Genomic DNA, 25,995 nt, shown 5'->3' with positions numbered 1-25,995 from the left:
AGCCTTAAGTTTCATTAACGAGTGAAAGGTGTGTTTATGCGTAATGCTATGAAGTTTGCTCCGGTTGCCATGCTGGTGATCGGTTCGGTGGGTCTGAGCGGTTGCGCCACCAAGAAGTATGTCCGCGAGCAGATCGCGCCGGTGAGCCAGCGCGTCGATGCGCTCGAGACGCGTCTCCAGGAAACCGACGGCACCGCCAAGCAGGCGCTGTCGCAGGCCCAGGCCGCTGCCGGCCAGGCCCAGCAGAACGGCCAGCGCCTCGACCAGATCAACGGTCGCGTCGACACGCTCGACCAGCAGCAGCAGGCGCTGTCGCAGCAGGTCCAGCAGCAGAACGCCAAGCCGCGCAAGCGTCCGCGCAACTAAGCGGGACCTTGCCGCACCGGCCTTTTCGGCCGCGTGATCCGGGTGGCCGCGCTTCGGGGCGGCCACCCTTTTCGTTTGAGCGCCCCTTTTTCCTGAGCGATGACATCGATGATCCAAGGCTTACTCGCGCTGGCCGGGCTGGCGCTGCTCGTTCCCCCCGCTACCGCCACGCCCCTCCAGAAGACCCAGGCCAAGGCCGCCGCGCCCAAGAAGGCAGCGCCCAAGAAGGCAGCGCCCAAGAAGGGCAAGCGCGCGCCCGCCAAGGCCGCTTCTGCCGCTGCCAAGCCGGAAGCGCCCAAGCTCCAGCCTTCGGCCGATACGCTGCGGGTGCAGGACTGGGTGTCCTCGGCCGGGGACAATCACGGGCTGCCCTATCTGATCGTCGACAAGCCCCATGCCGCGCTGTTCCTCTACGATGCGAGCGGCAAGCAGCTCGCCGCGGTGCCCGTGCTGATCGGGATTGCCCCGGGTGACGACGCCACGCCGGGGATCGGCGCGAAGGAACTGTCCGAGATCGGCCCCGCCGAGAAGACCACCCCCGCCGGGCGCTTCCTCGCCAAGTTCGGCCTCGCCGTCGGCAAGGAGCGGGTGCTGTGGGTGGATTACTATACCTCGGTCGCGCTGCATCCGGTGCCGACCGGGGTGGCGGCGCGCAAGGAGAAGCGGCGCGAGCGGCTCGCCTCGCCGACGCCGGAAGACAACCGCATCACCTTCGGCTGCATCAACGTGCCATCGACCTTCTACGCCAAGCTGCTGAGCCCGATGTACAAGGGCAAGGGCGGCTATGTGTACGTGCTGCCCGACAGCAAGCCGATCGAGGACGTGTTCCCCGCGCTCCACGTCCAGACGGTCGCCGCCCGCGCCGACTGAACGGAGGCACGCGCGGCCGGCGCCCGGCATTTTACCGTTTTCTAAGCCCGCTCTGTCATGGTCTGCCCCCTCCGCCGCTTCCGGCGAAGCAGCATCCGGGGAGATGACCATGCAGCGCCTGCCGCTGATCGCGCCGCAGCCGCCGCGGTTGAGCATGATGACCGACGCGCTCCGTACGATCGAGGCGCGGGGTACCTATTCGAACGGCGGGCCGGTGGTGCGCGGGTTCGAGGCGGCGGCGACGGCACGACTGTTCGCCGGGCAGGGCGCCTGCCTCGCGGTGAACAATGCGACGATCGGGCTGATGCTGGCGATCCGCCACGCCGCCGGTCCTCGCGCCGGGACCGATGCGCTGGCGCTGGTCCCCGCCTTCACCTTCGCAGCGACCGCGCAGGCGGTGCAATGGGCGGGCCTGACCCCGCTGCTCTGCGATATCGATCCCGAGGACTGGACGATGCGCGCCGATGCCGAGGCGGCGGCGTTCGACCGCTATGGCGATCGCATCGCGGTGGTGGTGCCCTATGCCACCTTCGGCGGGGGCTTGGATCTGGCGCGCTACCGCGACTATCACGCGCGCGGTGTGGGCGTGGTGGTGGATGCCGCGGCCTCGCTCGGCACGATCGATGCGGACGGGCACCAGTTCGGCACCGGCGCGCCGTTTCCCGTGGTGTACTCGATGCACGCCACCAAGGTGTTCGCCACGGCCGAGGGCGGGCTGGTCCATAGCGGCGACACCGCGCTGATCGAGACGCTGCGGCGAATGACCAATTTCGGTTTCGACGGCGGGCGCTCGGCCGAGGGGCCGGGGCTCAATGCCAAGCTGCCCGAGGTGCTGGGCGTACTCGCCACGGCGAAGCTGGAGGAACTGGAGGCGATCGCCGCCCACCGTTCCGCGCTCGACCGGGTCTATCGCGAGCGGCTGGGCGGCTTTGCCGATGCGCATGGCTTCCAGTTCCAGGTGCTGCGCGGGTCGCGGCCTGCGCTGCAATTCCAGTCGCTGCTGCTGCCGCGCGCCTTTGCCGGGCATCGCGCGGCGATCATCGCGGCGCTGGCCGAGCAGGGGATCGGTGCCGGCCACTATTTCAGCCCGCATCTCGGCGAGCAGCCTTGGTTCCGCAGCAGCTGCGTGATCGATCGCGCGCTGCCCGTGGCGGACGAGATCGCCGGGCGTATCCTCTCGCTGCCCGTCACCGACGGGATGACCGAGGCCGATGTCGACACGGTCTGCACCGCGCTGATCGATGCCTGCCGGAGCGCCGGACTCGACGGACTGCGCGTCGAGCGGCGCGGGCGGACGGTGCATTCGGCGCTGATCGTCGGCGGCGGCCCGGCGGGGACTGCGCTGCTCACCGCTGCCACCAAGGGCGACCAGCTGGTGACGCTGGCCGAGAGCGGGCTCGCGATCGTCGAGCGGGACGCGGTGCTGGGGCGCGGCGAGATCGGCAGCTATGCGATCACCTCGGACAGCACCGCCGAGACCTTCCTCACCGCGGTGAGGGACAATGTGCATGGCGACATCGCCGCGCTGACCGAGCATCCTGCCGGCCGCGAGGTGGCGCTCTATGCCGGGCGGCTGGGCGTGCCGCTGGCGCGCTCGACGCCGCTGCTGGAGGCGACCGGGGCCAGGCTCGGCACGCTGGTCGCGCAGCATGGCGGCGTGGTCGCGACCCGGTCCGAGGTGGTCGAGGCGCGCCGCACCCCGCAGGGCGACTGGGCGGCGCGGGTGCGCAACCTGCTCACCGGCGACGAGCGGGTGATGCGCACGGCGAACCTGGTGATCGCGACCGGCGGCTATCAGGACCGTGCGCATGTTGCGGCGGAGCGGATCGCGGGTGCACCGATCGGTGACCTGGCGGGCGAGCGGCTGGTGCTCGGCGACGACTTCCTGCGGCTGGGCGGGCTCGACCGGCTGCGGGCGCGGCTGGCGGACGTCCGCGCACCGCGCATCGCGATCGTCGGCGGATCGACCAGCGCGATGGCGGCGGCGGTGCTGCTGCTCAAGGCGAGCCCGGCGCTGCCGCTGGGAGCGGGGGCGCTGCGGCTATACCATCGCCGGCCGCTGCGGCCCTTCTATCGCTCGGCCGAGGAGGCGCAGGCGGACGGCTTCACCGATTTCGGGCCGGACGATATCTGCCCGTTGAGCGGCTTCGTCTATCGCCTGGCCGGCTTCCGGCTGGAGGCGCGCGAGCTGGTGCTGCGAATGCTCGGCGTCGGCGGTCGCGCGCCCGATCCGCGCATGGCGCTGTGCCGGCTGACCGGCGACAATGACGAAGCGATGCGGGCAGAGTTGGAAGCGGCGGACGTGGTGATCGGCGCGCTCGGCTATCGCCCGCGCGCGCTGCCGCTCTACGATGTCGACGGAGCACGCATCGCGTTGATGGCGGACCATCCCGGTCGGCCGCGGCTGGTCGACCAGCAGTGCCGCGTGCTCGATGCCGAGAGGCGGGTGGTGCCCGGCGTCTACGGGCTGGGGCTCGCCTCGGGCCATGTCCCCGACGGCCCGCTCGGCGGCGAGGCGAGCTTCAGCGGCAAGGCCAACGGTCTATGGCTGTGGCAGAACGATATCGGCCGGATGATCGTCGACCAGATCCTCGCCGATCGCGCGCGCGCGGCGGCATGAGCGACGCGCCGACCCTCTCGGTGGTGATGGCGACCTACAATGGCGCCGCGCTGCTGCCGGAGACGCTGGCGAGCCTGCAGGCGCAGACCTTCTCCGACTGGGAGCTGGTCGCGGTGGATGACGGTTCGCGCGACGACACCGTGGCGGTGCTGCGGGGGTGGGGCGATCCGCGCATCGGGGTGATCGAGAGCGCGGTCAACGGCGGCCCGGTGATCGCCCGCAACCGCGCCTTCGCTGCCGCACGCGGGCGCTATATCGCCGGGCTCGACCAGGACGATCTCTGCCTGCCCGAACGGTTCGCGCGGCAGGTGGCGTGGCTCGATGCGCATCCCGAGACGGTGCTGGTCAGCACCGCCACCGACTGCCTCGTCGACGGGCGGGTGCGGGCAGGGCAGTGGGTGCGCCCGCTGACGCCGGGGCTGATCGACTGGCTGATGCTGGTCCAGAATCCGTTGGTCTGGTCCTCGGTACTGTTCCGCGCCGACGCCGCGCGCCGGCTGGAGATCTTCGAGCGGCCCGAATGCCGCTATGTCGAGGATTTTGATCTCTACCACCGCCTGCGCGCCTTCGGCCGGATCGACCAGCTCGACACCGTGCTGACCCTGTATCGCCAGCATGCCGGCGGTGCCTCGCAGGTGTTCAACGGCACGATGACCGCACATGCCGAGGCGCTGCTCCGCGCACGGCACCGGGATTTGCTGGGGGAGGAGGCCCCGGACATCGCGGGGCTGCTGGTCCGCTATGTCATGGCCAAGGCACCGATCGGTGACCGGGCGTTGCTGCGGCGGCTGTTCGACGGGATCGCGGTGCTGCGTGCGCATTTCGGGGAGCGGGGCCACGATGCGGCGACGCTGGCGCGGGTGGACCGGGAGATTGCGCGATTGTGGTGGCGGCTGTGCCGGGCCGGAATCCGCTCGGGCCGCCTGCCGCTGCGCCATGCGCTCCGTGGCCGCCCGGCGGAAGCCGTGCTCTTCGGCGCGCCCGCTCCGGACCTGGTGGCGAGCCGGGTGATCGGTGCGATGCGATCGGCGTGGCACCGCGGGGCGATGCCGCACTAGCGGCTTCCTCGCCATCCCGTTGCCGCCGTTCCGGTGCGAATTGCGGAGGTGGCAATACGCACCAATGAAAATTCGTGGGAATACAGCGGCTTTATGTAGTCGGATTCTGTACTATAAAATAATTGAGAATCTGCGTTTATCCTGTACATATATTTTGCTGCCTCTAGAAGGCGTGTGCTGCGTTGATATGGTCCGTTGATCTGGAGCATGCCGCCATGCAATTATCCCTTCGCCGCATCAGTTATGCCGTCATGGCCTCCGCTTTGGTTGCTGCAGGATCCGGCGTGATGTTCGGTGCCGGCAATATCCATGCCGGTACGGTGACACAAAAGGCGGTGAAGCATGCGGGGCGGTCGACCGCCAGCCTTGCGCTTTCGGCATTGGATGCGTTGTCCTGGGGTGCCTTTGTAGTTGCTGTGGCACCTTCGTCGGTCGCAGGAAGCGTCGAATACGAGACCTGGGCGTCGGATCAGGACATCTATGTTTCAAATCCCTGTCCGCCGACGGGAAGTTCTTCGGGCTGCAACCGCCCGATCTGGCCAAGCGCGGCGACGCTCAAAAGCAGCAAGTCCTTCCAGCAAAGCGCCTTGGGGCAGTCGCATCTCGGGAAGACGCGGCGCGGGGGGCTTACGGTGCAGGTGATCGGGCCCGCACAGGGATGCAGCACACCGCCCGGCTTGACCGGTGCGGCGGCGAATTCGGGATTCCCGGCGAGCGGGTGCGTCGGCGAAGAGGTCCGGCGGGATCGCGCGTCGTTCGATTACATGGTGGCGAACAATCTCTGGTCGAAGGCCGGGCTCGCGGCCATGTACCCGACCTCGCAGGTGGTGCAATTCCCCGACGGAGCGCTGGAGATCAAGGCGGACTGGATTCCGGTGGCGACGCTCGCGGCGTGGCTGAAGCAGCAGGAAAGTTTCGTCTCCGACAATTTCTATACGTCGACCGCCACCATCGATGGCAGCACGGTCACCTATGCGATGACGAGCATGCATGTGTCGTTGAAGCTGGCAGGCTTTCCGGACTGGGTCTGGGCGGATTTCGAGAATGCCTATACCCCCGGTCGCTGCGATCAGACCGGATGCTCGGATTCCTTCGGCGCAGTGACGCAGAAGGTGCCGGCGAACGCGCAGCCCTGGCAGCAATATAAGAGCTGCCAGCCGACGCTGGCCCTGAAGGCGCTGTTCAGCAGCAAGAAGGTGGGTTCGGTCTTCGCCAATTATTGCCTCACCGGCACCCAGACGACGTTCGGCACCACGAAGAACCCGACGCTGCTGGGCAGCCCCATCGTCGAGCCGCTCAATGCCGATGTGCCGCTGAACGTTTCGTCCTGCATTTCCTGCCATGCCGGGGCCAGCTTCGATGCCAAGGGGCTTTCCGGACCGGTGTCGGAGGCCCTGGGCCCGAACAGCGTTCCTGCCGGCTACAAGGGCTATGACTTCATGTGGGGCGTGCTGTTCGCGAAATGAGCGCGGCCACCCCTGGGAAGGGGAGGCCGTCCGCCGCCGACGTTACTTGACTTGAACCGCGCAACACGGGAACCCGGTCGCCCGCAGTACAGGTGACCGATCGTGCCCAGTTCCATCCCCTTCCACCGCCGCACCATGCTGGCGATCCTGGCGCTCGCCGTCGTCCCCACCGTGCACGCGGCACCGCGCGCCCCGCTGGTCCTCGCCGCCGCCAGCCTGCAGGAATCGATGAACGCCGCCGCCGATGCCTGGGCCCGACTGGGCCATGCGCGCCCGGTGCTGTCCTTCGCCGCCTCCTCGGCGCTCGCCCGGCAGATCCAGTCGGGCGCGCCGGCGGACCTGTTCGTCTCGGCGGACGAGCCCTGGATGGATGCGGTGGACAAGGGCGGCAAGCTCGCCCCCGGCACCCGTGTCGCCTTTCTCGGCAATCGCCTGGTCCTCGCCGCTGCGGCCGCAGACCGGCGGGCCGTGCCGCTCGATCGCGCCGGCCCGCTGCTCGCCGCGATCGGCCAGGCGCGGCTGGCGATGGCCGATCCCGATGCGGTGCCCGCCGGGCTCTACGGCAAGGCGGCGCTGCAGAAGATCGGTGCCTGGGATCGGCTCGCCCCCCGGGTGGTGAGCGCCGAGAATGTCCGCGCCGCACTCGCGCTGGTCGAGCGCGGGGCGGCGCCGTTCGGCATCGTCTACGCCACCGACGCGCGCGCTTCCACCAAGGTGCGGATCGCCGGCATCTTCCCGTCGGCGAGCCACCCGCCGATCCGCTATCCGGTCGCGCGGCTGAAGACTGCCGCCAGCCCCGATGCCGAGCCGTTCCGCCGCTTCCTGATCAGCGCGCGCGGCAAGGCGATCTTCGCGCGCTACGGCTTCACCCCGCTATGAGCCTGGCCCGGTGCTGAGCGCCGAGGAATGGGGCATCGTCCTGCTCTCGCTCAAGGTGGGGGGCGTGGCGGTGCTGGCGGTGCTGCCGCTGGCCTTCGCGCTCGCCTGGCTGCTCGCGCGGGGGCGATTTCCCGGCAAGCTCCTCCTCGATGCGCTGGTCCATCTGCCGCTGGTCGTGCCACCGGTGGTGACCGGCTGGATGCTGCTGCTCGCCTTCGCGCCCGCCGGGCCGATCGGCGGGCTGCTCGAGCGCTGGTTCGGCGCCACCGTGCTGTTCCGCTGGAGCGGGGCGGCGATCGCGGCCGGGGTGATGGCGCTGCCGCTGATGGTGCGCGCGATCCGATTGTCGCTGGAAGCAGTCGACCAGCGGCTGGAGCAGGCGGCGCGCAGCCTGGGCGCGGGGCCGGTGCGCGCCTTCGCCACCGTCACGCTGCCGCTGGCGCTGCCGGGCGTGCTCGCCGGGCTGGTGCTCGGCTTCGCGCGTGCGCTGGGCGAGTTCGGCGCGACGATTTCCTTCGTCTCCAACGTGCCGGGCGAGACCGAGACCTTGCCGCTCGCCATCTATTCGGCGCTGCAGGTGCCGGGCGGCGAGGGGCAGGTGCTGCGGCTGGCGGCGGTGTCGATCGCGATCGCCTTTGTCGCGTTGCTGGGCTCCGAGCTGGTCGCGCGGCGGACGGGCAGGGGCACCCATGTCCTTTGACATCGACGTGCGCCGCACGCTGGGCGAGACCGAGATCGCCTGCCGCGTGGCGCCCGGCGCGGGGGTGACCGTGCTGTTTGGCCCCTCGGGCGCGGGCAAGTCGAGCGTGCTCAACATGGTCGCCGGGCTGCTCCGCCCCGATGCCGGGCATATCCGGGTAGGCGAGCGCACCCTGTTCGATGGGGCGGCGGGTGTCGACCTCAAGCCCGAGGCGCGGCGGGCCGGCTATGTGTTCCAGGAGCCGCGGCTGTTCCCGCACCTGCGTGCGCGGGCGAACCTGCTCTATGGCTGGCGCAAGGGCGCGGCAGTGGACGTGGACCGGGTGATCGGCTTGCTCGGCATCGCGCATCTGCTCGATCGCTGGCCGCGCACGCTTTCGGGCGGCGAGGCCAAGCGGGTGGCGATCGGCCGCGCGCTGCTCACCGATCCCGATTTCCTGCTGCTCGACGAACCGCTCGCCTCGCTCGACCGCGCCCGGCGGGAGGAGATCCTCGCGCTGCTCGAGCGCCTGCGCGACGGCATCGGCCTGCCGATCCTCCTCGTCACCCACGACCGTGCCGAGGCCGAGCGTCTGGGGGACCGGATCGTGGCGTTCGGAGAGTAGGGGGGCGGAGCCGGCCACGGCCGCGCCCCGGCCTCCTTATTTCGCCGGAATCACCCGGAATATGCGACCGCTTTCCGCATCTTCGACGACCCATAGAGCACCATCCGCGGCGCTGCGCACGTCGCGAACCCGGAACCCCATCGGCACACGGTCCATCTCGGTCGCGCTGCCGTTCCGCCCCAGTGTGGCGAACACCAGCACTTGGCCCTTCAATCCCCCGATCACGGCTACGCCGCGCAGGTTGGCGAACCGCGTTCCCTTGTAGATCGTCATGCCGGAGGGCGCGATGGCAGGTGTCCAGGTTAGTGCGGACTGCACATAGCCATCGCCATCCTTGGGCTTGGGCAGAATCTCTCCGGTATAGTGGTTGCCATAGCTGACGTTCGGCCAGCCATAGTTCCCGCCGCGCTGGAGGACATTCAACTCATCACCGCCCTCGGGGCCGTGCTCGCTGCTCCACAGGGTGCCATAGGTGTCGAAATCCAGCCCGTAATGGTTTCGATGCCCCAGGGTCCAGATTTCGCCCATCGCACCGGGCTGGCCGACGAAGGGGTTGTCAGGCGGGATCGAGCCATCGGGATAGAGGCGCACGGTCTTGCCCAGCGTGTTGTCGAGCTGCTGCTGCGGACCATAGGTCGAGCGATCGCCCGCCGTGACGAACAGATATCGCCCGTCCGGAGAGAACCGCAGACGTGCGCCGAACTCTCCCAGCGCCGTTACGCGCGGGCTCTGCCGCCAGATCACGCGACCTTCGGTGAAGGTGTTGGTGTTGAGATCCAGCTTGCCCGACATGACGGCAAGGTTCGCACCATCGCCGCGACCGTCATCCTTGCCCGCGCTCTCCGGGCGGTCGGGGCCCATCTCGGCATAGGTGATGTAGATGCGGCCCGATGTTTCGAAATCGGGCGCGGGCAGCACGTCGAACGGGAAGTAGATGTTCTGCCCGGTCGGGATCGGATCGGACAGAACACCCGCCGCCGACAGCACGCGCAGCCCATCCTTCACGCCCACGATCAGCGCTTGGCCGGTCGCCAGCGGCGCGACCGCATAGGGCTTGAACAGCTCTGCCTTCTTGATCAGGCCGATGGTCACCATGCCGCCGGTGGACTTCAGCGTCAGGTCTGGCGTCGGCTCCGGCGTTGGGGTGGAGGTGGGGGTCGGGACAGGCGTTGGTTCCTGGCCGGGCACGCTGACAGTACCCGATCCGCCACCGCCACAGGAGGCGAGAAGGATGGCGGCCAACAGGGCGAACGTCGCCCGGTTGGGTGGTGTCGTGATCTTCATTGAAATCCCCAGATTTACTGAGGCTTATAGGAAGGTTTGCACAGCTTGGGAAGCTGTGCGGATAGATAGGGGGTCGGCGGGAGCGTGTGCTGGCGGCGGCGTTACGGCGTCCCGCGCGAAGGATGCGGTATCCGCCCGCTCCGCAGCCTTCCTAAACCCACGCGGCCTCGTCCACAGCGGCAACGCTCGCTACCGGCAGCGCATAGGACGCGCGCGCCGCACCTCGCGCCGACGCGGCGGCCGTGCCACCGTCGATGCGGAATTGCGCGGCATGCTCCACCAGCTGGCCGATCTCGGCCATCAGGTTGCGCGCGGCGGCCGAGGTTTCCTCCACCATCGCGGCGTTCTGCTGGGTGGAATTGTCCATCACCCGGATCGTCTCGCTCAGCCGCGAGATGGACTCCGACTGCACCCGGTTGTCGGCAGCCACCTGGCCGAGCAGCCTGTGCACCGACTGGGCGTTCTCCGAGATCGAACTGAACGCGCCGTCGACATCCTCGACGGCGGAGACCGCCGTGCCGATCTCGACCTGGGTGACGGTCAATTGGTCGCGGGCGCGGCCGGCTTCCTCCTCGGCGCGCATGGCGAGCGCGGAGACGAGGTCGGCGACCACCGCGAAGCCGCGGCCCGCCTCGCCGGCGCGCCCGGCTTCGACCGCCGCATTCATCGCGAGAACCCGCGTCTGGAAGGCGATCTTGTCGAGCCCCTCGATCACGGCGTCGATGCCCTTGGCGCTTTCGGAGACGCGACCCATCGCAGTCACTGCGTTGCTCACGCGCGAACGGCCCGAGCTGACCGCTTCGATCGTCTGGTCGGCGCGGCTCACCGTCTCGCTGGCGGCGCGGACCGAGGTGCGCAGGCGCTCGTCGATCTGGCTGATCTCGGCGGTGGTCGTCTCCAGGCTCGCGGCATTGGCTTCGGTGCGGCGGGCGAGGTCTTCGGACGCGGCGGTGATCTCGGTGGAGGCGCGGCGCAGCGAGCCGGCGCCGCTATGCACCGACCCGATCAGCTCGCGCAGGCTGTCGACGGCGCGGTTGAAGTCCTGCTTGAGGCGCGCGAAGGGGCCGCGCAGGTCGGCGTCGACACGGGTGGTGAGGTCGCCGCCCGCCAGCTTCTGCAGGCCCGAGCCGACCGTCTCGACGATCATCTCGGTGGTTGCCAGCTTCTCGGCATTGGCGGCTTCGACCTGCTGGTTGAACTGCGCGATGGCACGGGCGAGGGCGCCGAGTTCGTCCTGGCGATCGGTTTCGGGCAGCGGCGTGCCGGGTTGGGTCACCAGCTGCTCCACCGTTTCGGACAGAGCGATCAGCGGATCGACCAGCCGGCGATTGGCGAGACGCGCGGCATAGAGCGCGCCGCCGATCGCGGCGAGCAGCGTGGCGACCAGCAGGCCGGTGGTGATCCAGCCGAGGGTCGCACCCGCTTGCGCCGTACCGTCGGAATAGCGCTCGATCGCGTCCGACGCGGCCGCCATCGAGCTCTCGAGGATGGAGAATTGCTGGAAGAAGGCGGGCAACTGGCGCTTGGCCGCGGCGGGATCGCGGGCGGCGGCGTCGGCGATCTGCTGGGCGGCATTGGCATAGGCGACCGTCGGATCGCCGACCTTGGCCGCGGCGGCCTCGATCGCGGCGTTACCCTTGAAGGCGACGTCTTCGGCGATGCGCTTGCGCAGCGTGCCGAGATGCTCGTCGAGATCCTTGCGCGAGTCCTCCAGCTTGATGCCGATGCCCGGCTCGCCCGAGGCGAGGATGGCGAGCACGTCGCTGCGCACCGCATCGTGCATCATGTCCGCTTCCATATGGTTGCGGAGCAGCGCCGAGGCCGAAGCCTGCTTGTCGAGCGCCGAGCCCAGCAGCCAGGACGAGACGATCCCGGTACCCCCGCACAGCAGGAAAAGCAGGATGATAACGGCCGTTAGCTTGCGGGTTGAATACGCGATCGACTGCACGACTTCGCTCCAGGCTTGTGACGCACTCGCAATGAGAAGCATCCTCTCCCGAAAAATTATAGACAAGGTTCCGTAAAGCAGAGTCCTTCATCCTAAAACTCTGGTCGAGGGGTATCGGGATGCTTGGTGATGAAGCGCTTTTTGTTCGCCCTCGTGCTTGGATGTACATCGCCTACCTACGTATTTGCCCAGAGGCCGGTTGACGTCCACTTGGTGGAAACCATCGATGTCGCCAGCGTGGTGCGCGGCGGCGATCGCGACCGGACCTATGTGCTCGACGATACCGACCTTACCGCGGATGCCGATCTGGCGCGGCTGGTCGGCTGGCAGGGCGCCAGGGCGCATGTGCATGTGATGAGCACGATGGGCGGGCGCCCCAATGCGGCGGCGGGCACGCTGCAAGGCGTCGACAATATCGAAGTGGCGAGCCACCATGTCAGGCTGTTCGAAGCCTGGGTGGAGCAGCGCATCGGGGAGCACAGCACGGTGCGCGCGGGCGCCTATGACCTCAACAGCGAATTCTACGCCAATGGCGCGGCAGGGCTGCTGATCTCGCCTTCGTTCGGCGCAGGGTCCGAGCTCGCGGCGTCCGGACCGAACGGCCCCTCCATCTACCCGTCGACCGCGCTGACCCTACGGGTGGAGCATCGCTTCGATCATCTCGGCTATGTCCGCGCGGCGGCGCTCAACGGCGCGGCCGGCTGCCTGGGCGATCCGCACGGCATCGATTTCAGCTTCCGCCACGGCCTGTTGCTGATTGGCGAGGCAGGGGTGGAACGGCCGGGTCTCAAGATCGCCGGCGGCTATTGGCGCTACACCAAGCGGCATGACGACTATACCCAGGTCGATGCCGATGGCGTGCCCCTCCAGCATGTCGATCATGGCGGTTATGCGATCGCCGAGCTGCGGCTGACGGGCGGCGAGGGGAAGCGGGCGCTCACGGCGTTCGGCCGCGCGGGCGTGTCCGGCGGCGCCGCCACGCCGTTCCAGGGGGGCTGGCAGGCGGGGATCCTGGTCGAGCGACTCGTCGCGGGGCGTCCGGATTCGCAGATATCGTTCGGGATGAGCCGTGGGGTGACCACCCCGGGCTACCGGGCGATGCTGCTCGACGAAGGCGCACGGCCCTCGCGCGCGGAAACCAGCTTCGAGCTGACCTATTCGGACCGGCTCGCCAAATGGCTGACCGTCCAGCCCGACGTCCAGTTCATCACCGATCGCGGCGGCGTGGAGAAGGCGCGCGGGGTGGCCGTGGGCACGGTGCGGCTGACGATCGCCATCTGATCGTCGGCCGCCACCGCGCACCGGTTTGTCAGGCTGCGGCCGCGGCCTGCCGCCGCCGCAGCATGCCGCCGATCCCCGTGAAGCCGAGCAGCAGCATCGCCCAGCTGGCAGGCTCCGGAACGCCGCCGTTGGTATCGAACCGGAGCGGCGTTTGGGTGAGGTCGACCATGGCCGGGCCGGTCACGTCGAAGGTCAGGCCTGTCACGAACGCAGTGGGGTTGGTCGGGTCAAGTCCCAGCGACGGGTTGATCCCGGCGATGCGGAAGCCCGACACGCCTCCCGCCGCGCTGAAGTCGACAAGGAACGGGTTGCCATAGGCACCGACATGCGTTGCATAGGGATGCACCAGATCGTCGTGCAGGTAGACGGTATAGCCATCGGGATCGCCGAGATCCGGGAACAGCGCGCTGAGGATGATCGGGCTGCCGAACGAGGTGCTGAAGTCATATCCCACGGCCACCACCGGATCGACAAAGACCCGCTGGTTCTGCTGGACCTGGAACTGGAAGCCGAAGCCCGGCCCGCCATTGCCATTGGTGACGTTGCTGGGCAGCAGCGGCGTTGCCGGGCTGCTCCCGTCGGCGAGCACCGCGCCGTTGCGGATGGAGAATTTGAACACGCCCGCTTCACCGCCGGTCACGTTGGTGATGTTGGCGAAGTTGAGCGCGCCGGTCGACGAGAAGGAGCCCGGCAGCGAATAGAAATGGCTGCCGTCGCCGGCGTCGAACCCGGCCTGCGCGGGCACGCCGCCCAGACCGTTCACGCCTTCGCTGGCGTCGCCGGTGGTCCATTCGAGACGATTGTAGCGGAACTCGATGTCGAAATCCCCGGAATTGCTCAAGCCGGCCAGCGTCATCTGGAAATTGTTCAACTTGCTCGAATTCGCGGAATAATAGCCGACATTGTTCCAGGTGACCGTGAAGCTGTTGGTGGATTGCGAGCCGAGATAGACCGATCCGCACCCGGTGCAGCGGGTATCCACGTCCGCCCAGAAGGGCGCGATCAGCGGTGCCGCGGCGTGCCCGTCGAACGGCACCGGCGTGAAGCTGGAGAGCCCCTGGCCGAAGCTGATATTGCCGTTGTTGTTGACGAAGAAGGATCGGCCCGAATAGCCGAAGAAGTTGATCAGGAACGGGCTGTTCTGCACCGCGCTGAAACTGTCGTCATTGGGCTGGAGGACGAGATTGCCATAGCCCGCGGGGCCGCCCATGCCCCCGCGCAGCGTTGCCGCCCCCGCCGATGACGCCAGGACGAGCGCGAGCGCGCTCGCCATGGCGGTTGCCATGTTCCGCATGATCCTCTCCCGCCCCCTGTTGTTCCATAATGGGTAGCAAAGCGCGCGGTCCCTGTTGATCCCTGGCGTGGTGCAACTGCCTCCGCACCGGACAGGATCGCCGCCGCGGCGCATGTCGCGCCGTTCGCTTCGGAAAAGCCGGGGCGGGGCGGGCGCGATCGCGCCGCCGCGGGCGGATTGATCGACTTCGAACCTTTCAAGCGCGGGCAGCGGCAACGAAAAAGCCGCCGCCCGGCATCCCGGACGGCGGCTCTGTTCGTGTCACGCTCGGTCAGGCTGGGAGCCCCCGAACGGGGCGGATCACTCCGCCTCGTTCAGATACTCGCCGGCATCCGCATCGGTGCCGTGGCCCGAGGGGGTCACCGACGCCAGGGGATCATCCCCGGTGCCGCCTGCGTCCCGCGTGCTGCGGGCCAGTTCCGCCGCATGCTCTTCCGCCGCGCTCGCCGGAGCGATGAGCGAGGCTTCCTGCATCTTGCGCTGGGCGACGCGCAGCGCCGCATCGCGCGAGGTGGCCGCGACGCGCAGGCGACCCATGCCCGCACCGGTACCGGCGGGGATCAGGCGGCCGACGATCACATTCTCCTTCAGGCCCTGCAGCGTGTCCTTCTTGCCCTGCACCGCGGCTTCGGTGAGCACGCGGGTGGTCTCCTGGAACGACGCGGCCGAGATGAAGCTGCGGGTCTGCAGCGACGCCTTGGTGATGCCGAGCAGGATCGGCTTGCCCATCGCGGGCTGCTGGCCCGGCTGGAGCTTCTCGTTATGCTCGTCCATCTCGTCGCGATCGACCTGCTCGCCCGCCAGCAGCGTGGTGTCGCCGCCATCGGTGATCTCGACCTTCTGCAGCATCTGGCGAACGATCACCTCGATGTGCTTGTCGTTGATCTTCACGCCCTGCAGTCGGTAGACTTCCTGGATTTCGCTGACCAGATATTCGGCCAGCGGCTCGATGCCGAGCACTTCCAGGATGTCGTGCGGATCCGGCGAACCGCCGATCAGGTTGTCGCCACGCTTGACGTAGTCGCCTTCCTGAACGTCGATCACCTTCGACTTCGGGACCAGATACTCCACGACCTCGCCGCCGTCCTCCGGCTGGATGCCGATCTTGCGCTTGGCCTTGTAGTCCTTGCCGAACACCACGCGGCCCGAGACCTTCGCGATGATGGCATTTTCCTTGGGCTTGCGCGCTTCGAACAGCTCGGCGACGCGCGGCAGACCGCCGGTGATGTCGCGGGTCTTGGCGGACTCGCGCGCCACACGGGCCAGAACGTCACCGCCCTGCACCGTGGCACCATCCTCGACCGAGATCACCGCGCCCGGCGCCAGCATGTAGCGGGCGGCTTCGGCGGCATTCTCGCCGGTGAGGGTCATGCGAGGACGCAGGTCCTCCTTCTTGCCCGCACCGCGGAACTCGGTGACGACGCGCTGGGCGATGCCCGTCGCTTCGTCGACCTGCTCCGTCATGGTCTTGCCTTCGATGATGTCCTGATACTTCACGACACCACCGGTTTCGGTGATCACCGGCATGGTGAACGGATCCCACTCGGCCATGCGATCGCCGGCGCTGACCAGATGGCCATCGTCGAACATCACATAGGCGCCGTACGGGATCTTGTGCACGGCCAGCTCGCGGCCATCCATGTCCATGATCGCGATCTCGCCCGAGCGGCTGAGCACCACGCGACGGCCGCGCTGATCCTCGATCAGGCGCAGGTCGCGGAACTCGGCCTTGCCGTCCACGGGGGCTTCGAGGTTCGACTGCTCGTTGAGCTGCGCCGCACCGCCGATGTGGAAGGTGCGCATGGTCAGCTGCGTGCCCGGCTCGCCGATCGACTGCGCCGCGATGACGCCCACCGCTTCGCCGATGTTCACCGGGGTACCGCGGGCGAGGTCACGCCCGTAGCACTTGGCGCACACGCCGAGCTTGGCTTCGCAGACCAGCGGCGAACGGATCTTCACCGCCGGGGTGCTGAGCGCCTCGATCTGCGCGATCATCGGCTCGTCGAGCAGGGTGCCGATCGGGATCACCACCGCGTTGGTCTTCGGATCGACGATGTCCTCGGCCGTGGTGCGGCCCAGGATACGCTCGCCGAGCGACGCGATCACCGAACCGCCCTGCACGATCGCCTTCATCTCCAGCGCGCGCTCGGTACCGCAATCGTCCTCGAGGACGACGCAGTCCTGCGACACGTCGACCAGACGACGGGTGAGGTAGCCCGAGTTCGCCGTCTTCAACGCGGTGTCCGCGAGGCCCTTACGGGCGCCGTGGGTCGAGTTGAAGTATTCAAGGACGGTCAGACCTTCCTTGAAGTTCGAGATGATCGGCGTTTCGATGATCTCACCCGACGGCTTGGCCATCAGGCCGCGCATGCCGGCCAGCTGCTTGATCTGCGCCGCCGAACCACGGGCACCGGAGTGCGCCATGATGTAGATGGCGTTGTCGGGCATCTGGCGGCCGGTCTCGGGGTCCTTCTTGACCGCCTTGATCTCGTCCATCATCGCCGCGGCCACTTGGTCACCGCAACGGCTCCAGGCGTCGATCACCTTGTTGTACTTCTCCTGCTGCGTGATCAGGCCGTCCTGATACTGCTGCTCGAAGTCCTTCACCAGCGCCTTGGTCTCGTCGACCAGACCCACCTTGGCGTCCGGGATGATCATGTCGTCCTTGCCGAACGAGATGCCGGCCTTGAACGCGTGGCGGAAGCCCAGCGACATGATCGCGTCGGCGAACAGCACGGTCTCCTTCTGGCCGGTGTGACGATAAACCTCGTCGATCACGTCGCCCACGTCCTTCTTGGTGAGCAGGCGATTGACGACGTCGAACGGCACCTTGTGGCTGTGCGGCAGGCACTCGCCGAGCAGCATGCGGCCCGGGGTGGTCTGGTAGCGCTTGAGGTACTGCTTGCCGTCCTCGTCCGTCTGCGGAACGCGGCTGGTGATCTTGCTGTGCAGCGTCACCGCGCCGGCGTTGAGGGCCTGGTGGACCTCCGCCATGTCGGCCAGCAGCATGCCTTCGCCCGGCTCGCCTTCCTTCTCCATGGTGATGTAATAGAGACCCAGCACCATGTCCTGCGACGGCACGATGATCGGCTTGCCGTTGGCGGGGGACAGGATGTTGTTGGTCGACATCATCAGGACGCGCGCTTCCAGCTGGGCCTCGAGGCTCAGCGGAACGTGGACGGCCATCTGGTCACCGTCGAAGTCGGCGTTGAACGCCGAGCAAACCAGCGGGTGGAGCTGGATCGCCTTGCCTTCGATCAGCACCGGCTCGAACGCCTGGATGCCCAGACGGTGGAGCGTCGGCGCGCGGTTCAGGAGAACCGGGTGCTCGCGGATCACTTCGTCCAGGATGTCCCAGACTTCCTTGCGCTCCTTCTCGACCCACTTCTTCGCCTGCTTCAGGGTCATGGAGAGACCCTTGGCGTCGAGACGGGCGTAGATGAACGGCTTGAACAGCTCGAGCGCCATCTTCTTCGGCAGGCCGCACTGGTGCAGCTTGAGCTCCGGACCGGTCACGATGACCGAACGGCCCGAATAGTCGACGCGCTTGCCGAGCAGGTTCTGACGGAAGCGGCCCTGCTTGCCCTTGAGCATGTCGGACAGCGACTTGAGCGGACGCTTGTTCGCACCGGTGATGGTGCGGCCGCGGCGGCCATTGTCGAACAGCGCGTCGACGGCTTCCTGCAGCATGCGCTTTTCGTTGCGGACGATGATGTCCGGCGCGCGCAACTCCATCAGCCGCTTGAGGCGGTTGTTACGGTTGATCACGCGGCGATACAGATCGTTGAGATCCGAGGTCGCGAAGCGGCCGCCGTCCAGCGGCACCAGCGGGCGCAGCTCGGGCGGGATCACCGGCACGACGTCCAGGATCATCCATTCCGGGCGGTTGCCGGAATCGATGAAGCTCTCGACGACCTTGAGGCGCTTGATGATCTTCTTGGGCTTCAGCTCCGACTTGGTCGTCGCCAGCTCTTCCAGAAGCTCCTTGCGCTCGCCTTCGAGGTCGAGATCCATGAGCATGATCTTGACCGCTTCGGCGCCGATGCCGGCCGAGAACGCGTCCTCGCCGTACTCATCCTGCGCGTCGAGCAGCTCGTCCTCGGTGAGGAGCTGGAACTTCTCGAGCGGGGTGAGGCCCGGCTCGGTGACGATGTAGCTCTCGAAATAGAGCACGCGCTCGAGCTGCTTGAGCTGCATGTCGAGCAGCAGGCCGATGCGGCTCGGCAGCGACTTCAGGAACCAGATGTGCGCGACCGGGGCGGCCAGTTCGATATGGCCCATGCGCTCGCGGCGGACCTTCGAGACGGTCACTTCCACGCCGCACTTTTCGCAGACGATGCCCTTGTACTTCATGCGCTTGTACTTGCCGCACAGGCACTCGTAATCCTTGATCGGACCGAAGATGCGCGCGCAGAACAGGCCGTCACGCTCGGGCTTGAACGTGCGGTAGTTGATCGTCTCGGGCTTCTTGATCTCGCCGAACGACCAGCTGCGGATACGGTCCGGCGACGCGATCCCGATCTGGATCTGGTCGAAGGTTTCCGGCTTGGCGAGCGGGTTCGCGAAGTTGGTAAGTTCGTTCATAGTATCTGGTCCTTCAACTCCCCTCCCGCGAGCGGGAGGGGAAGGGGCCCAGGCCGCAGGCCTGGGAAGGGGTGGGCACCCGGTTTCAACCGATCACTCCGCTTCAGGCCGGGAGCCCACCCCCCGGCCCCCTCCCGCACGCGGGAGGGGGAGTGCATTTCCTTACTCCGCTGCGATCTGCACGCCGTCGTCGTCGAAGCCGAGTTCGGCGTTCTTCAACTCGACGTTGAGGCCCAGCGAGCGCATTTCCTTGACGAGCACGTTGAAGCTCTCCGGAATGCCGGCCTCGAAGGTGTCGTCGCCCTTGACGATCGCTTCATAGACCTTGGTGCGGCCGACGACATCGTCCGACTTCACCGTCAGCATTTCCTGGAGCGTGTACGCCGCACCATAAGCCTGCAGCGCCCACACTTCCATTTCACCGAAGCGCTGGCCACCGAACTGCGCCTTACCGCCCAGCGGCTGCTGGGTGACGAGGCTGTACGGCCCGATCGAACGTGCGTGGATCTTGTCGTCCACAAGGTGGTGCAGCTTGAGCACATACTTGTAGCCGACGGTCACCTTGCGATCGAACGCCTCGCCCGTGCGGCCGTCGAACAGCGTCACCTGGCCGGATTCGTCCAGGCCCGCCATCCGCAGCATCGCCGAGACGTCGGCTTCCACCGCGCCGTCGAACACCGGGGTGGCCATCGGCACGCCCGAGCGAACGTTCTGCGCCAGGTCCACCAGCTGTTCGGTCGTGCGACGGTTCAGCTCGTCCTTGTAGTTGTCGCCATAGACGGTGCCGAGCAGCTCCTTCACCGCTTCCGGCGCTTCGCCGGCCTGCGGGTTGGGGTTGGCTGCGCGCCACGCATCGAGCGCATCGCCGATCTTCCGGCCCAGGCCGCGCGCGGCCCAGCCCAGATGGGTCTCGAAGATCTGCCCGACGTTCATGCGCGACGGCACGCCCAGCGGGTTGAGCACGAAGTCGACCGGGGTACCGTCCTCGAGGAACGGCATGTCTTCCTGCGGCAGGATGCGGCTGATGATGCCCTTGTTGCCGTGGCGGCCGGCCATCTTGTCACCCGGCTGCAGCTTGCGCTTCACCGCGACGAACACCTTGACCATCTTCAGCACGCCCGGCGGCAGCTCGTCGCCCCGCTCCAGCTTCTCGCGGCGGTCCTCGAACTTGTCCTTGATGCGCTTCACGGCCTCGTCATACTGGCCCTTCACCGCTTCCAGGTTGCCCTGCATGGCATCGTCCTGCACCGCGAACTTCCACCATTCATGGCGGTCGACGCTGTCGAGCAGGTCGTCATCGATGGTGACGCCCTTCTTCAGGCCCTTCGGCGCGCCGGTGGCGACCTGACCCAGCAGCATCTCGCGCAGACGCGACCAGGTCGCGCGGTTGAGGATGTTGCGTTCGTCGTCCGCGTCCTTGCGCAGCCGCTCGATTTCCTCGCGCTCGATCGCCAGGGCACGCTCGTCCTTGTCGATGCCGTGACGGTTGAACACGCGGACGTCGACGATCGTGCCGGCCACGCCCGGGGGCAGACGCAGCGAGGTGTCGCGCACGTCGCTGGCCTTTTCGCCGAAGATGGCGCGGAGGAGCTTTTCTTCCGGCGTCATCGGGCTTTCGCCCTTCGGGGTGATCTTGCCGACCAGGATGTCGCCAGGCTCCACTTCGGCGCCGACATACACGATGCCCGCTTCGTCGAGGTTGCGCAGGGCTTCCTCGCCGACATTCGGGATATCGCGGGTGATGTCTTCCGGCCCGAGCTTGGTGTCGCGCGCCATCACTTCGAACTCATCGATATGGATCGACGTGAACACGTCGTCCTTCACGATGCGCTCGTTGATCAGGATCGAGTCCTCGTAATTGTAGCCGTTCCACGGCATGAACGCGACGAGCACGTTGCGGCCCAGCGCCAGCTCGCCGAACTCGGTCGACGGGCCGTCGGCGATCACGTCGCCTGCCTGCACGATGTCGCCCACCTTCACCAGCGGACGCTGGTTGATGCAGGTCGACTGGTTCGAGCGCTGGAACTTCATCAGCGTGTAGATGTCGACGCCGCTCTCGCTGGCATCGACCTCACCCGTCGCGCGGACCACGATGCGGGTCGCGTCGACCTGGTCGACCACGCCCGAACGCTTGGCGGCGATCGCGGCGCCGGAATCGCGGGCCACGGTCGATTCCATGCCGGTGCCGACGAAGGGCGCTTCCGCCTTCACCAGCGGCACGGCCTGACGCTGCATGTTCGAGCCCATCAGCGCGCGGTTCGCGTCGTCCTTCTCGAGGAAGGGGATCAGTGAGGCGGCGACCGAGACGAGCTGCTTCGGCGACACGTCCATCAGCGTCACCTGATCGCGCAGCGCCATCAGGAATTCGCCGGCCTGGCGGGCCGAGACGAGATCGTCGACGAAGCCGCCGGTCTCGTCGAGCTCGGCCGATGCCTGCGCGATCGTGTGCTTCTGCTCTTCCATCGCCGACAGATAGACGACCTCGTTGGTCACCTTGCCGTCGATGATCTTGCGGTACGGCGTCTCGATGAAGCCATACTTGTTGACGCGGCTGAAGGTCGCGAGGCTGTTGATCAGACCGATGTTCGGGCCTTCCGGCGTTTCGATCGGGCAGATACGGCCATAATGGGTCGGGTGAACGTCGCGAACTTCGAAGCCTGCGCGCTCACGGGTGAGACCGCCCGGCCCGAGCGCCGAGACGCGACGCTTGTGCGTCACTTCGGAGAGCGGGTTGGTCTGGTCCATGAACTGCGACAGCTGCGACGAACCGAAGAACTCGCGCACCGCGGCGACCGCGGGCTTGGCGTTGATCAGGTCGTTCGGCATCACCGTCGACACGTCGACCGACGACATGCGCTCCTTCACGGCGCGCTCCATGCGGAGCAGGCCGACGCGGTACTGGTTCTCGAGCAGCTCGCCCACCGAACGCACGCGGCGGTTGCCGAGATTGTCGATGTCGTCGACTTCGCCCTTGCCGTCCTTGAGGTTCACGAGCGTCTTGACGACCTCGAGAATGTCCTCGGTGCGCAGCGTGGTGACGGTGTCCGGGGTGTCGAGGCCCAGGCGCATGTTGAGCTTCACGCGGCCCACGGCCGAGAGGTCGTAGCGCTCCGGATCGAAGAACAGGCCGGCGAACAGCGATTCCGCGGTCTCGAGCGTCGGCGGTTCGCCGGGGCGCATGACGCGGTAGATGTCGGACAGGGCCTGCTGGCGCTCTTCGGCCTTGTCGACCTTGAGCGTGTTGCGGATCCACGGACCGGTGGCGATGTGATCGATGTCGAGCAGCTCGATCCGGTCGATGCCGGCCTTGTCGAGCTTCTCGAGATTCTCGGCCGAGACTTCGTCGCCGGCTTCGATGTAGATCTCGCCGGTCGCCTCGTTGATCAGGTCATAGGCGCTGTAGCGGCCGAAGATTTCCTCGGTCGGGATCAGCAGCGTCTCGAGACCGTCCTTGGCCGCCTTGTTGGCAGCGCGAGGGGAAATCTTCTGGCCGGCCGGGAACACGACCTCGCCCGACTTGGCGTCGACGATGTCGAACATCGGCTTCGAACCGCGCCAGTTCTCCACCTGGAAGGGGATCTGCCAGCCGTTCGGACCGCGCAGGAAGGTGACGCGGTTGTAGAAATAGTTGAGGATCTCTTCCGAGCTCAGCCCCAGCGCGTACAGCAGGCTGGTGACCGGCAGCTTGCGCTTACGGTCGATACGGACATTGACGATGTCCTTGGCGTCGAACTCGAAGTCCAGCCACGAACCACGATACGGGATCACGCGCGCAGCGAAGAGATACTTGCCCGACGCGTGGGTCTTGCCGCGGTCGTGATCGAACAGCACGCCCGGCGAACGGTGCATCTGGCTGACGATGACGCGCTCGGTGCCGTTGATGAAGAACGTGCCGTTCTCGGTCATGAGCGGCATGTCGCCCATGTACACGTCCTGCTCCTTGATATCGAGCACCGACCGGGCTTCCGTATCGGGATCGACCTCGAACACGATGAGGCGGAGGGTAACGCGCATCGGCGCCGCATAGGTGATGCCGCGCTGGCGGCACTCGTCCACGTCGAACTTCGGATCCTCGAGCTCGTAGGTCACGAAGTCGAGCTCGGCGGTGCCGGCGAAGTCGCGGATCGGGAACACGCTGCGGAGCGTCTTCTCGAGGCCGGACACATAGCCGATCGAGGGGTCGGACCGCAGGAACTGTTCGTAGGATTCGCGCTGAACCTCGATCAGGTTCGGCATCTGCACCACTTCGTGGATGTCGCCGAACACCTTGCGGATGCGGCGCTTCAGCGTGCCGCCCTCGATTGCCTTGGTAGCCATAGGTGTGTGTTGCCTCGTCAGCCGTAAACTCGGTGCCCCTATCCCGGGGCCAGGACGTGCAAAGCGACGCCGAAAAGCCGCGCGACCCCCTAATTCGGGATTCGGCAGCTCCAGGGGCGTCTGACAAGCCGTTCCGATCCATTCGTACGACACGCTGCGCGACGGCGCGTCATTTCCCGATCGGAGGGCCAGAGCGGGGATATAGGGCGCAGGGGAGGGGATGTCAAAGGGCGCGGGCCGCGGCGCGGAAAAGGTTCCCGACTGCACCATTGACCATATGCAGTTTACGCAACCGCAACATTTCTGACGCAGCTGAGCCGTGAAGGCTTAACAATCCGTCCCCAACCGGCCTGCCGACCAAGGGAGGCAAGAATGACGTACAAGAAAACGGGTCTGATTGCGGTATTGCTCGCCACCGTCTCGGCGACGGCGGTGCACGCGCAGGAGGCGTCGCAGGACGAGGGGCTCGGGGGCGATATCATCGTCACCTCGCAGAAGTTCGAGCAGAAGCTGCGCGACGTGCCGATCACCATCACCGCAGTGACGCAGGAGCAGATGAAGCGGATCGGCGTCGACGATCTCGACGAGCTGTCCAACTATGTGCCCGGCCTGAACATCCAGGAGCAGAGCGCCAACAACCCCGGCATCGTGATCCGCGGCATCACCTCGGACAGCGGCTCGGCCCAGCAGGCGGCGCGCGTCACGCTCTACTATAATGGCGTCGACATCTCGCGGTCGCGCGGGGCGTACCAGGCGATCTACGACGTCGATCGCATCGAAGTGGTGAAGGGCCCGCAGGCGACGCTGTTCGGCACCGCCTCGACGGTCGGTGCGGTCAGCATCATTTCCGCGCGGCCGAAGCCGGGCGTGTCGGGCGAACTCACCGCCGGCTATGGCAATTACAACGCCTATCTGGTGGGCGGGCACCTCAACGTCGGCAACGACGTGATCGCGGCGCGGGTCGCGGGCGAGTTCAAGAAGCGCGACGGCTATGTCGAGAATCTCTCGCCGACGCAGGACGATCTCTATGCGCAGAACCAGCTCGGCCTGCGCGCCTCGGTACGCTACACGCCGACTCCCGCGCTGACCGTCGACCTGATCGGCACCTATGATCGCCAGCGCAACAGCGGCACGCCCTTCATCTCGAAGCGCTTCGCCACTTCGCAGGGCCCCGGCAATCCATTCGGCGCGGCCAACCTGTCGGGTTCGCCCTTCTCCAAGCAGGTGCTGGGCAAGGACAAGCTGGGCCTCACCCGCGACGTCTATGACGTGAACCTCACCGCGCGCTACGATCTGGGCGACGGCTGGAGCTTCACCACGGTCAACGGCTTTCGCGCGTTCGACTCGCTCGAAGTGTTCGACGCGGACGGCTCGGCGGCTTCGTGGCTCGAATTCGCCGAGGGCGCCTATGGCGCGCAGATCAGCCACGAATCGCGCTTCGCCTATGTCGGCGACCATGTCCGCACGAGCTTCGGCTGGAACGTGTTCCACGAGAACAACCGCCAGGAGGTGCCCTTCTCGACCGAAGAGGGCATCTATCTCCAGTGCGCGGCGAACCTGATCCCGGCGCTTGGCTGCATCTCGCCCACCGGGGTAGCGACGGCCGCACAGGCGACCTCGCTCCTCACCAAGGGCGCGGCGACGCAGATCCCCTACAGCTCGATCTTCACCAACAAGGGCATCAACGACCAATATTCGATGTTCGGCGAAGTGACCTGGATGCCGGTCCATGCGCTGGAAGTCACCGCCGGTATCCGCGCGCTGATCGAGCAGCGCAAGTCCGGCTATGTCTCGGTCGCGCCGAACTCGGTGCTCTCCAAGGCGCCGCTGATCCCGGGCCAGGTCACCACCAAGGGCACGCTGTGGAGCCAGGACAGCTTCCAGGCCTTCCTGCCGCGCTTCAACGTGCTGTATCGCCTGAACGACGCGGTCAACCTCTACGCCACCATCTCGAAGGGGCGCCGGTCGCCGGTGGTCAACCAGACCGCTACCTCCACGGGCATCATCCCCGAGGAGACGGTTTGGAACTATGAAGGCGGCGTAAAGCTGTCGAGCGGCATGTTCGCCGGCTCGCTGGGCGTCTATTACCAGAAGTACCGCAACTTCCAGATCAGCCGCACCGTCACGGACGCCAACGATCCCTCGGGCCGCCCCGTCGGCAGCAGCATCACCGAGAGCGCGGGCTCCGCAGGCAATCTCGGCTTCGAGGCGGAAGGGCAGCTGCGCCCGACCAGCTGGGCGACGCTGTTCGCCAATGCCGGTTATATCGACGGCGGCATCGACAAGACCAAGGCCAACGGCATCTACGCCGGCAACCGCTTCCGTCTGCAGCCGCGGCTGCAATGGGCGGCGGGCTTCACGCTCGACGCGCCGGTGGGCAACGGCATCCGCCTGTTCGCCACCCCGAGCGTGACCTATCGCAGCAAGATCTACTTCGAAATCCCGAACAAGGAAGCGATCTCGCAGGGTCCGGTCACGCTGGTCAACGTCAAGGCGGGCATGAGCTTTGCCGAAGGGCGCTACGAGATTGCCGGCTTTGTCCGCAACGCTGCCAACGAGAAGTATCTGCTCGATGCCGGGAACACCGGCGGCGGGTTCAACGACCCGACCTATATTCCGGGCGAACCGCGCTTCTACGGCGTGCAACTTACCGGAAAATTCTGATCGTTTCGTTGCCGCGGTGAACGGGGAGGGGCTTGCCGCTATTGTGCGGCAAGCCCCTTA

15 protein-coding genes are annotated in these 25,995 nt (G+C 67.0%); 10 read left to right on the top strand and 5 right to left on the bottom strand.

The features are described from left to right. Positions 1–48: 48 nt before the first annotated feature. From BM009_RS15910 to BM009_RS15875, 8 genes are all read left to right on the top strand, one after another. Complete coding sequence (locus tag BM009_RS15910; RefSeq protein WP_254772311.1) at positions 49–366, top strand: hypothetical protein; 318 nt, start codon at positions 49–51, stop codon at positions 364–366. Positions 367–474: 108 nt separating this feature from the next. Then, positions 475–1,236 carry a hypothetical protein gene (locus BM009_RS15905; protein ID WP_093297688.1) on the top strand — a complete coding sequence of 254 codons (762 nt, stop codon included), beginning with the start codon at positions 475–477 and terminating at the stop codon, positions 1,234–1,236. Between the two features lie 109 nt (positions 1,237–1,345). Further along, positions 1,346–3,856 (top strand): DegT/DnrJ/EryC1/StrS family aminotransferase, encoded by a 2,511-nt coding sequence (locus tag BM009_RS15900; protein WP_093297839.1) that lies wholly within the window; start codon positions 1,346–1,348, stop codon positions 3,854–3,856. Next, positions 3,853–4,914, top strand: coding sequence for a glycosyltransferase (locus BM009_RS15895; RefSeq protein ID WP_175488070.1), 1,062 nt, complete (start codon positions 3,853–3,855; stop codon positions 4,912–4,914). The genes BM009_RS15900 and BM009_RS15895 overlap by 4 nt, the downstream gene beginning before the upstream one ends. A 284-nt stretch (positions 4,915–5,198) precedes the next feature. After that, complete coding sequence (locus BM009_RS15890; protein ID WP_139216651.1) at positions 5,199–6,380, top strand: hypothetical protein; 1,182 nt, start codon at positions 5,199–5,201, stop codon at positions 6,378–6,380. A gap of 135 nt (positions 6,381–6,515) precedes the next feature. After that, a complete protein-coding gene (gene modA / locus BM009_RS15885; RefSeq protein ID WP_093297683.1) occupies positions 6,516–7,259 on the top strand; it encodes a molybdate ABC transporter substrate-binding protein in 744 nt (247 codons plus the stop codon). Positions 7,260–7,269: 10 nt separating this feature from the next. Next, positions 7,270–7,959, top strand: coding sequence for a molybdate ABC transporter permease subunit (gene modB, locus BM009_RS15880; RefSeq protein ID WP_093297682.1), 690 nt, complete (start codon positions 7,270–7,272; stop codon positions 7,957–7,959). Then, positions 7,949–8,563 carry an ATP-binding cassette domain-containing protein gene (locus tag BM009_RS15875; protein ID WP_093297680.1) on the top strand — a complete coding sequence of 205 codons (615 nt, stop codon included), beginning with the start codon at positions 7,949–7,951 and terminating at the stop codon, positions 8,561–8,563. The genes modB and BM009_RS15875 overlap by 11 nt, the downstream gene beginning before the upstream one ends. A 36-nt stretch (positions 8,564–8,599) precedes the next feature. On the opposite strand, the gene BM009_RS15870 is transcribed toward BM009_RS15875, so the two are convergent. Both BM009_RS15870 and BM009_RS15865 read right to left on the bottom strand, forming a co-directional pair. Then, positions 8,600–9,847, bottom strand: coding sequence for a PQQ-dependent sugar dehydrogenase (locus BM009_RS15870; protein ID WP_093297679.1), 1,248 nt, complete (start codon positions 9,845–9,847; stop codon positions 8,600–8,602). Positions 9,848–9,998: 151 nt separating this feature from the next. Then, positions 9,999–11,795 carry a methyl-accepting chemotaxis protein gene (locus BM009_RS15865; RefSeq protein ID WP_368085932.1) on the bottom strand — a complete coding sequence of 599 codons (1,797 nt, stop codon included), beginning with the start codon at positions 11,793–11,795 and terminating at the stop codon, positions 9,999–10,001. Positions 11,796–12,008: 213 nt separating this feature from the next. Here BM009_RS15865 and BM009_RS15860 point away from each other — a divergent pair, with 213 nt between their 5' ends. Next, positions 12,009–13,076 (top strand): carbohydrate porin, encoded by a 1,068-nt coding sequence (locus BM009_RS15860; protein WP_254772310.1) that lies wholly within the window; start codon positions 12,009–12,011, stop codon positions 13,074–13,076. A 28-nt stretch (positions 13,077–13,104) separates the two neighbouring features. Here BM009_RS15860 and BM009_RS15855 read toward each other — a convergent pair whose 3' ends face one another. The 3 genes from BM009_RS15855 to rpoB form a co-directional block, all read right to left on the bottom strand. Beyond that, positions 13,105–14,370, bottom strand: a complete 1,266-nt coding sequence (locus tag BM009_RS15855) for a nidogen-like domain-containing protein (protein WP_217644210.1) — start codon at positions 14,368–14,370, stop codon at positions 13,105–13,107. A 300-nt stretch (positions 14,371–14,670) separates the two neighbouring features. Next, positions 14,671–18,954 (bottom strand): DNA-directed RNA polymerase subunit beta', encoded by a 4,284-nt coding sequence (rpoC, locus tag BM009_RS15850; RefSeq protein WP_093297674.1) that lies wholly within the window; start codon positions 18,952–18,954, stop codon positions 14,671–14,673. Between the two features lie 162 nt (positions 18,955–19,116). Then, a complete protein-coding gene (rpoB, locus tag BM009_RS15845; RefSeq protein WP_093297673.1) occupies positions 19,117–23,271 on the bottom strand; it encodes a DNA-directed RNA polymerase subunit beta in 4,155 nt (1,384 codons plus the stop codon). Between the two features lie 372 nt (positions 23,272–23,643). Between rpoB and BM009_RS15840 the strand changes: the two genes are divergently transcribed. Then, positions 23,644–25,935, top strand: coding sequence for a TonB-dependent receptor (locus BM009_RS15840; protein WP_093297671.1), 2,292 nt, complete (start codon positions 23,644–23,646; stop codon positions 25,933–25,935). Positions 25,936–25,995 lie beyond the last annotated feature (60 nt).

It is taken from the genome of Sphingomonas sp. NFR04, from assembly GCF_900114095.1.
Lineage (GTDB): Bacteria > Pseudomonadota > Alphaproteobacteria > Sphingomonadales > Sphingomonadaceae > Sphingomonas.
The sequence above is the reverse complement of the archived record's forward strand: the minus strand, read 5'-3'. Positions and strand labels throughout refer to the sequence as shown.

Bases quoted from the DNA above. Each gene is read 5' to 3' on its own strand.
- BM009_RS15910 (WP_254772311.1), top strand. From the start codon at position 49: ATGAAGTTTGCTCCGGTTGCCATGCTGGTGATCGGTTCGGTGGGTCTG.
- BM009_RS15905 (WP_093297688.1), top strand. From the start codon at position 475: ATGATCCAAGGCTTACTCGCGCTGGCCGGGCTGGCGCTGCTCGTTCCC.
- BM009_RS15900 (WP_093297839.1), top strand. From the start codon at position 1,346: ATGCAGCGCCTGCCGCTGATCGCGCCGCAGCCGCCGCGGTTGAGCATG.
- BM009_RS15895 (WP_175488070.1), top strand. From the start codon at position 3,853: ATGAGCGACGCGCCGACCCTCTCGGTGGTGATGGCGACCTACAATGGC.
- modA (WP_093297683.1), top strand. From the start codon at position 6,516: ATGCTGGCGATCCTGGCGCTCGCCGTCGTCCCCACCGTGCACGCGGCA.
- BM009_RS15875 (WP_093297680.1), top strand. From the start codon at position 7,949: ATGTCCTTTGACATCGACGTGCGCCGCACGCTGGGCGAGACCGAGATC.
- BM009_RS15870 (WP_093297679.1), bottom strand. From the start codon at position 9,847: ATGAAGATCACGACACCACCCAACCGGGCGACGTTCGCCCTGTTGGCC.
- BM009_RS15855 (WP_217644210.1), bottom strand. From the start codon at position 14,370: ATGCGGAACATGGCAACCGCCATGGCGAGCGCGCTCGCGCTCGTCCTG.
- rpoC (WP_093297674.1), bottom strand. From the start codon at position 18,954: ATGAACGAACTTACCAACTTCGCGAACCCGCTCGCCAAGCCGGAAACC.
- rpoB (WP_093297673.1), bottom strand. From the start codon at position 23,271: ATGGCTACCAAGGCAATCGAGGGCGGCACGCTGAAGCGCCGCATCCGC.
- BM009_RS15840 (WP_093297671.1), top strand. From the start codon at position 23,644: ATGACGTACAAGAAAACGGGTCTGATTGCGGTATTGCTCGCCACCGTC.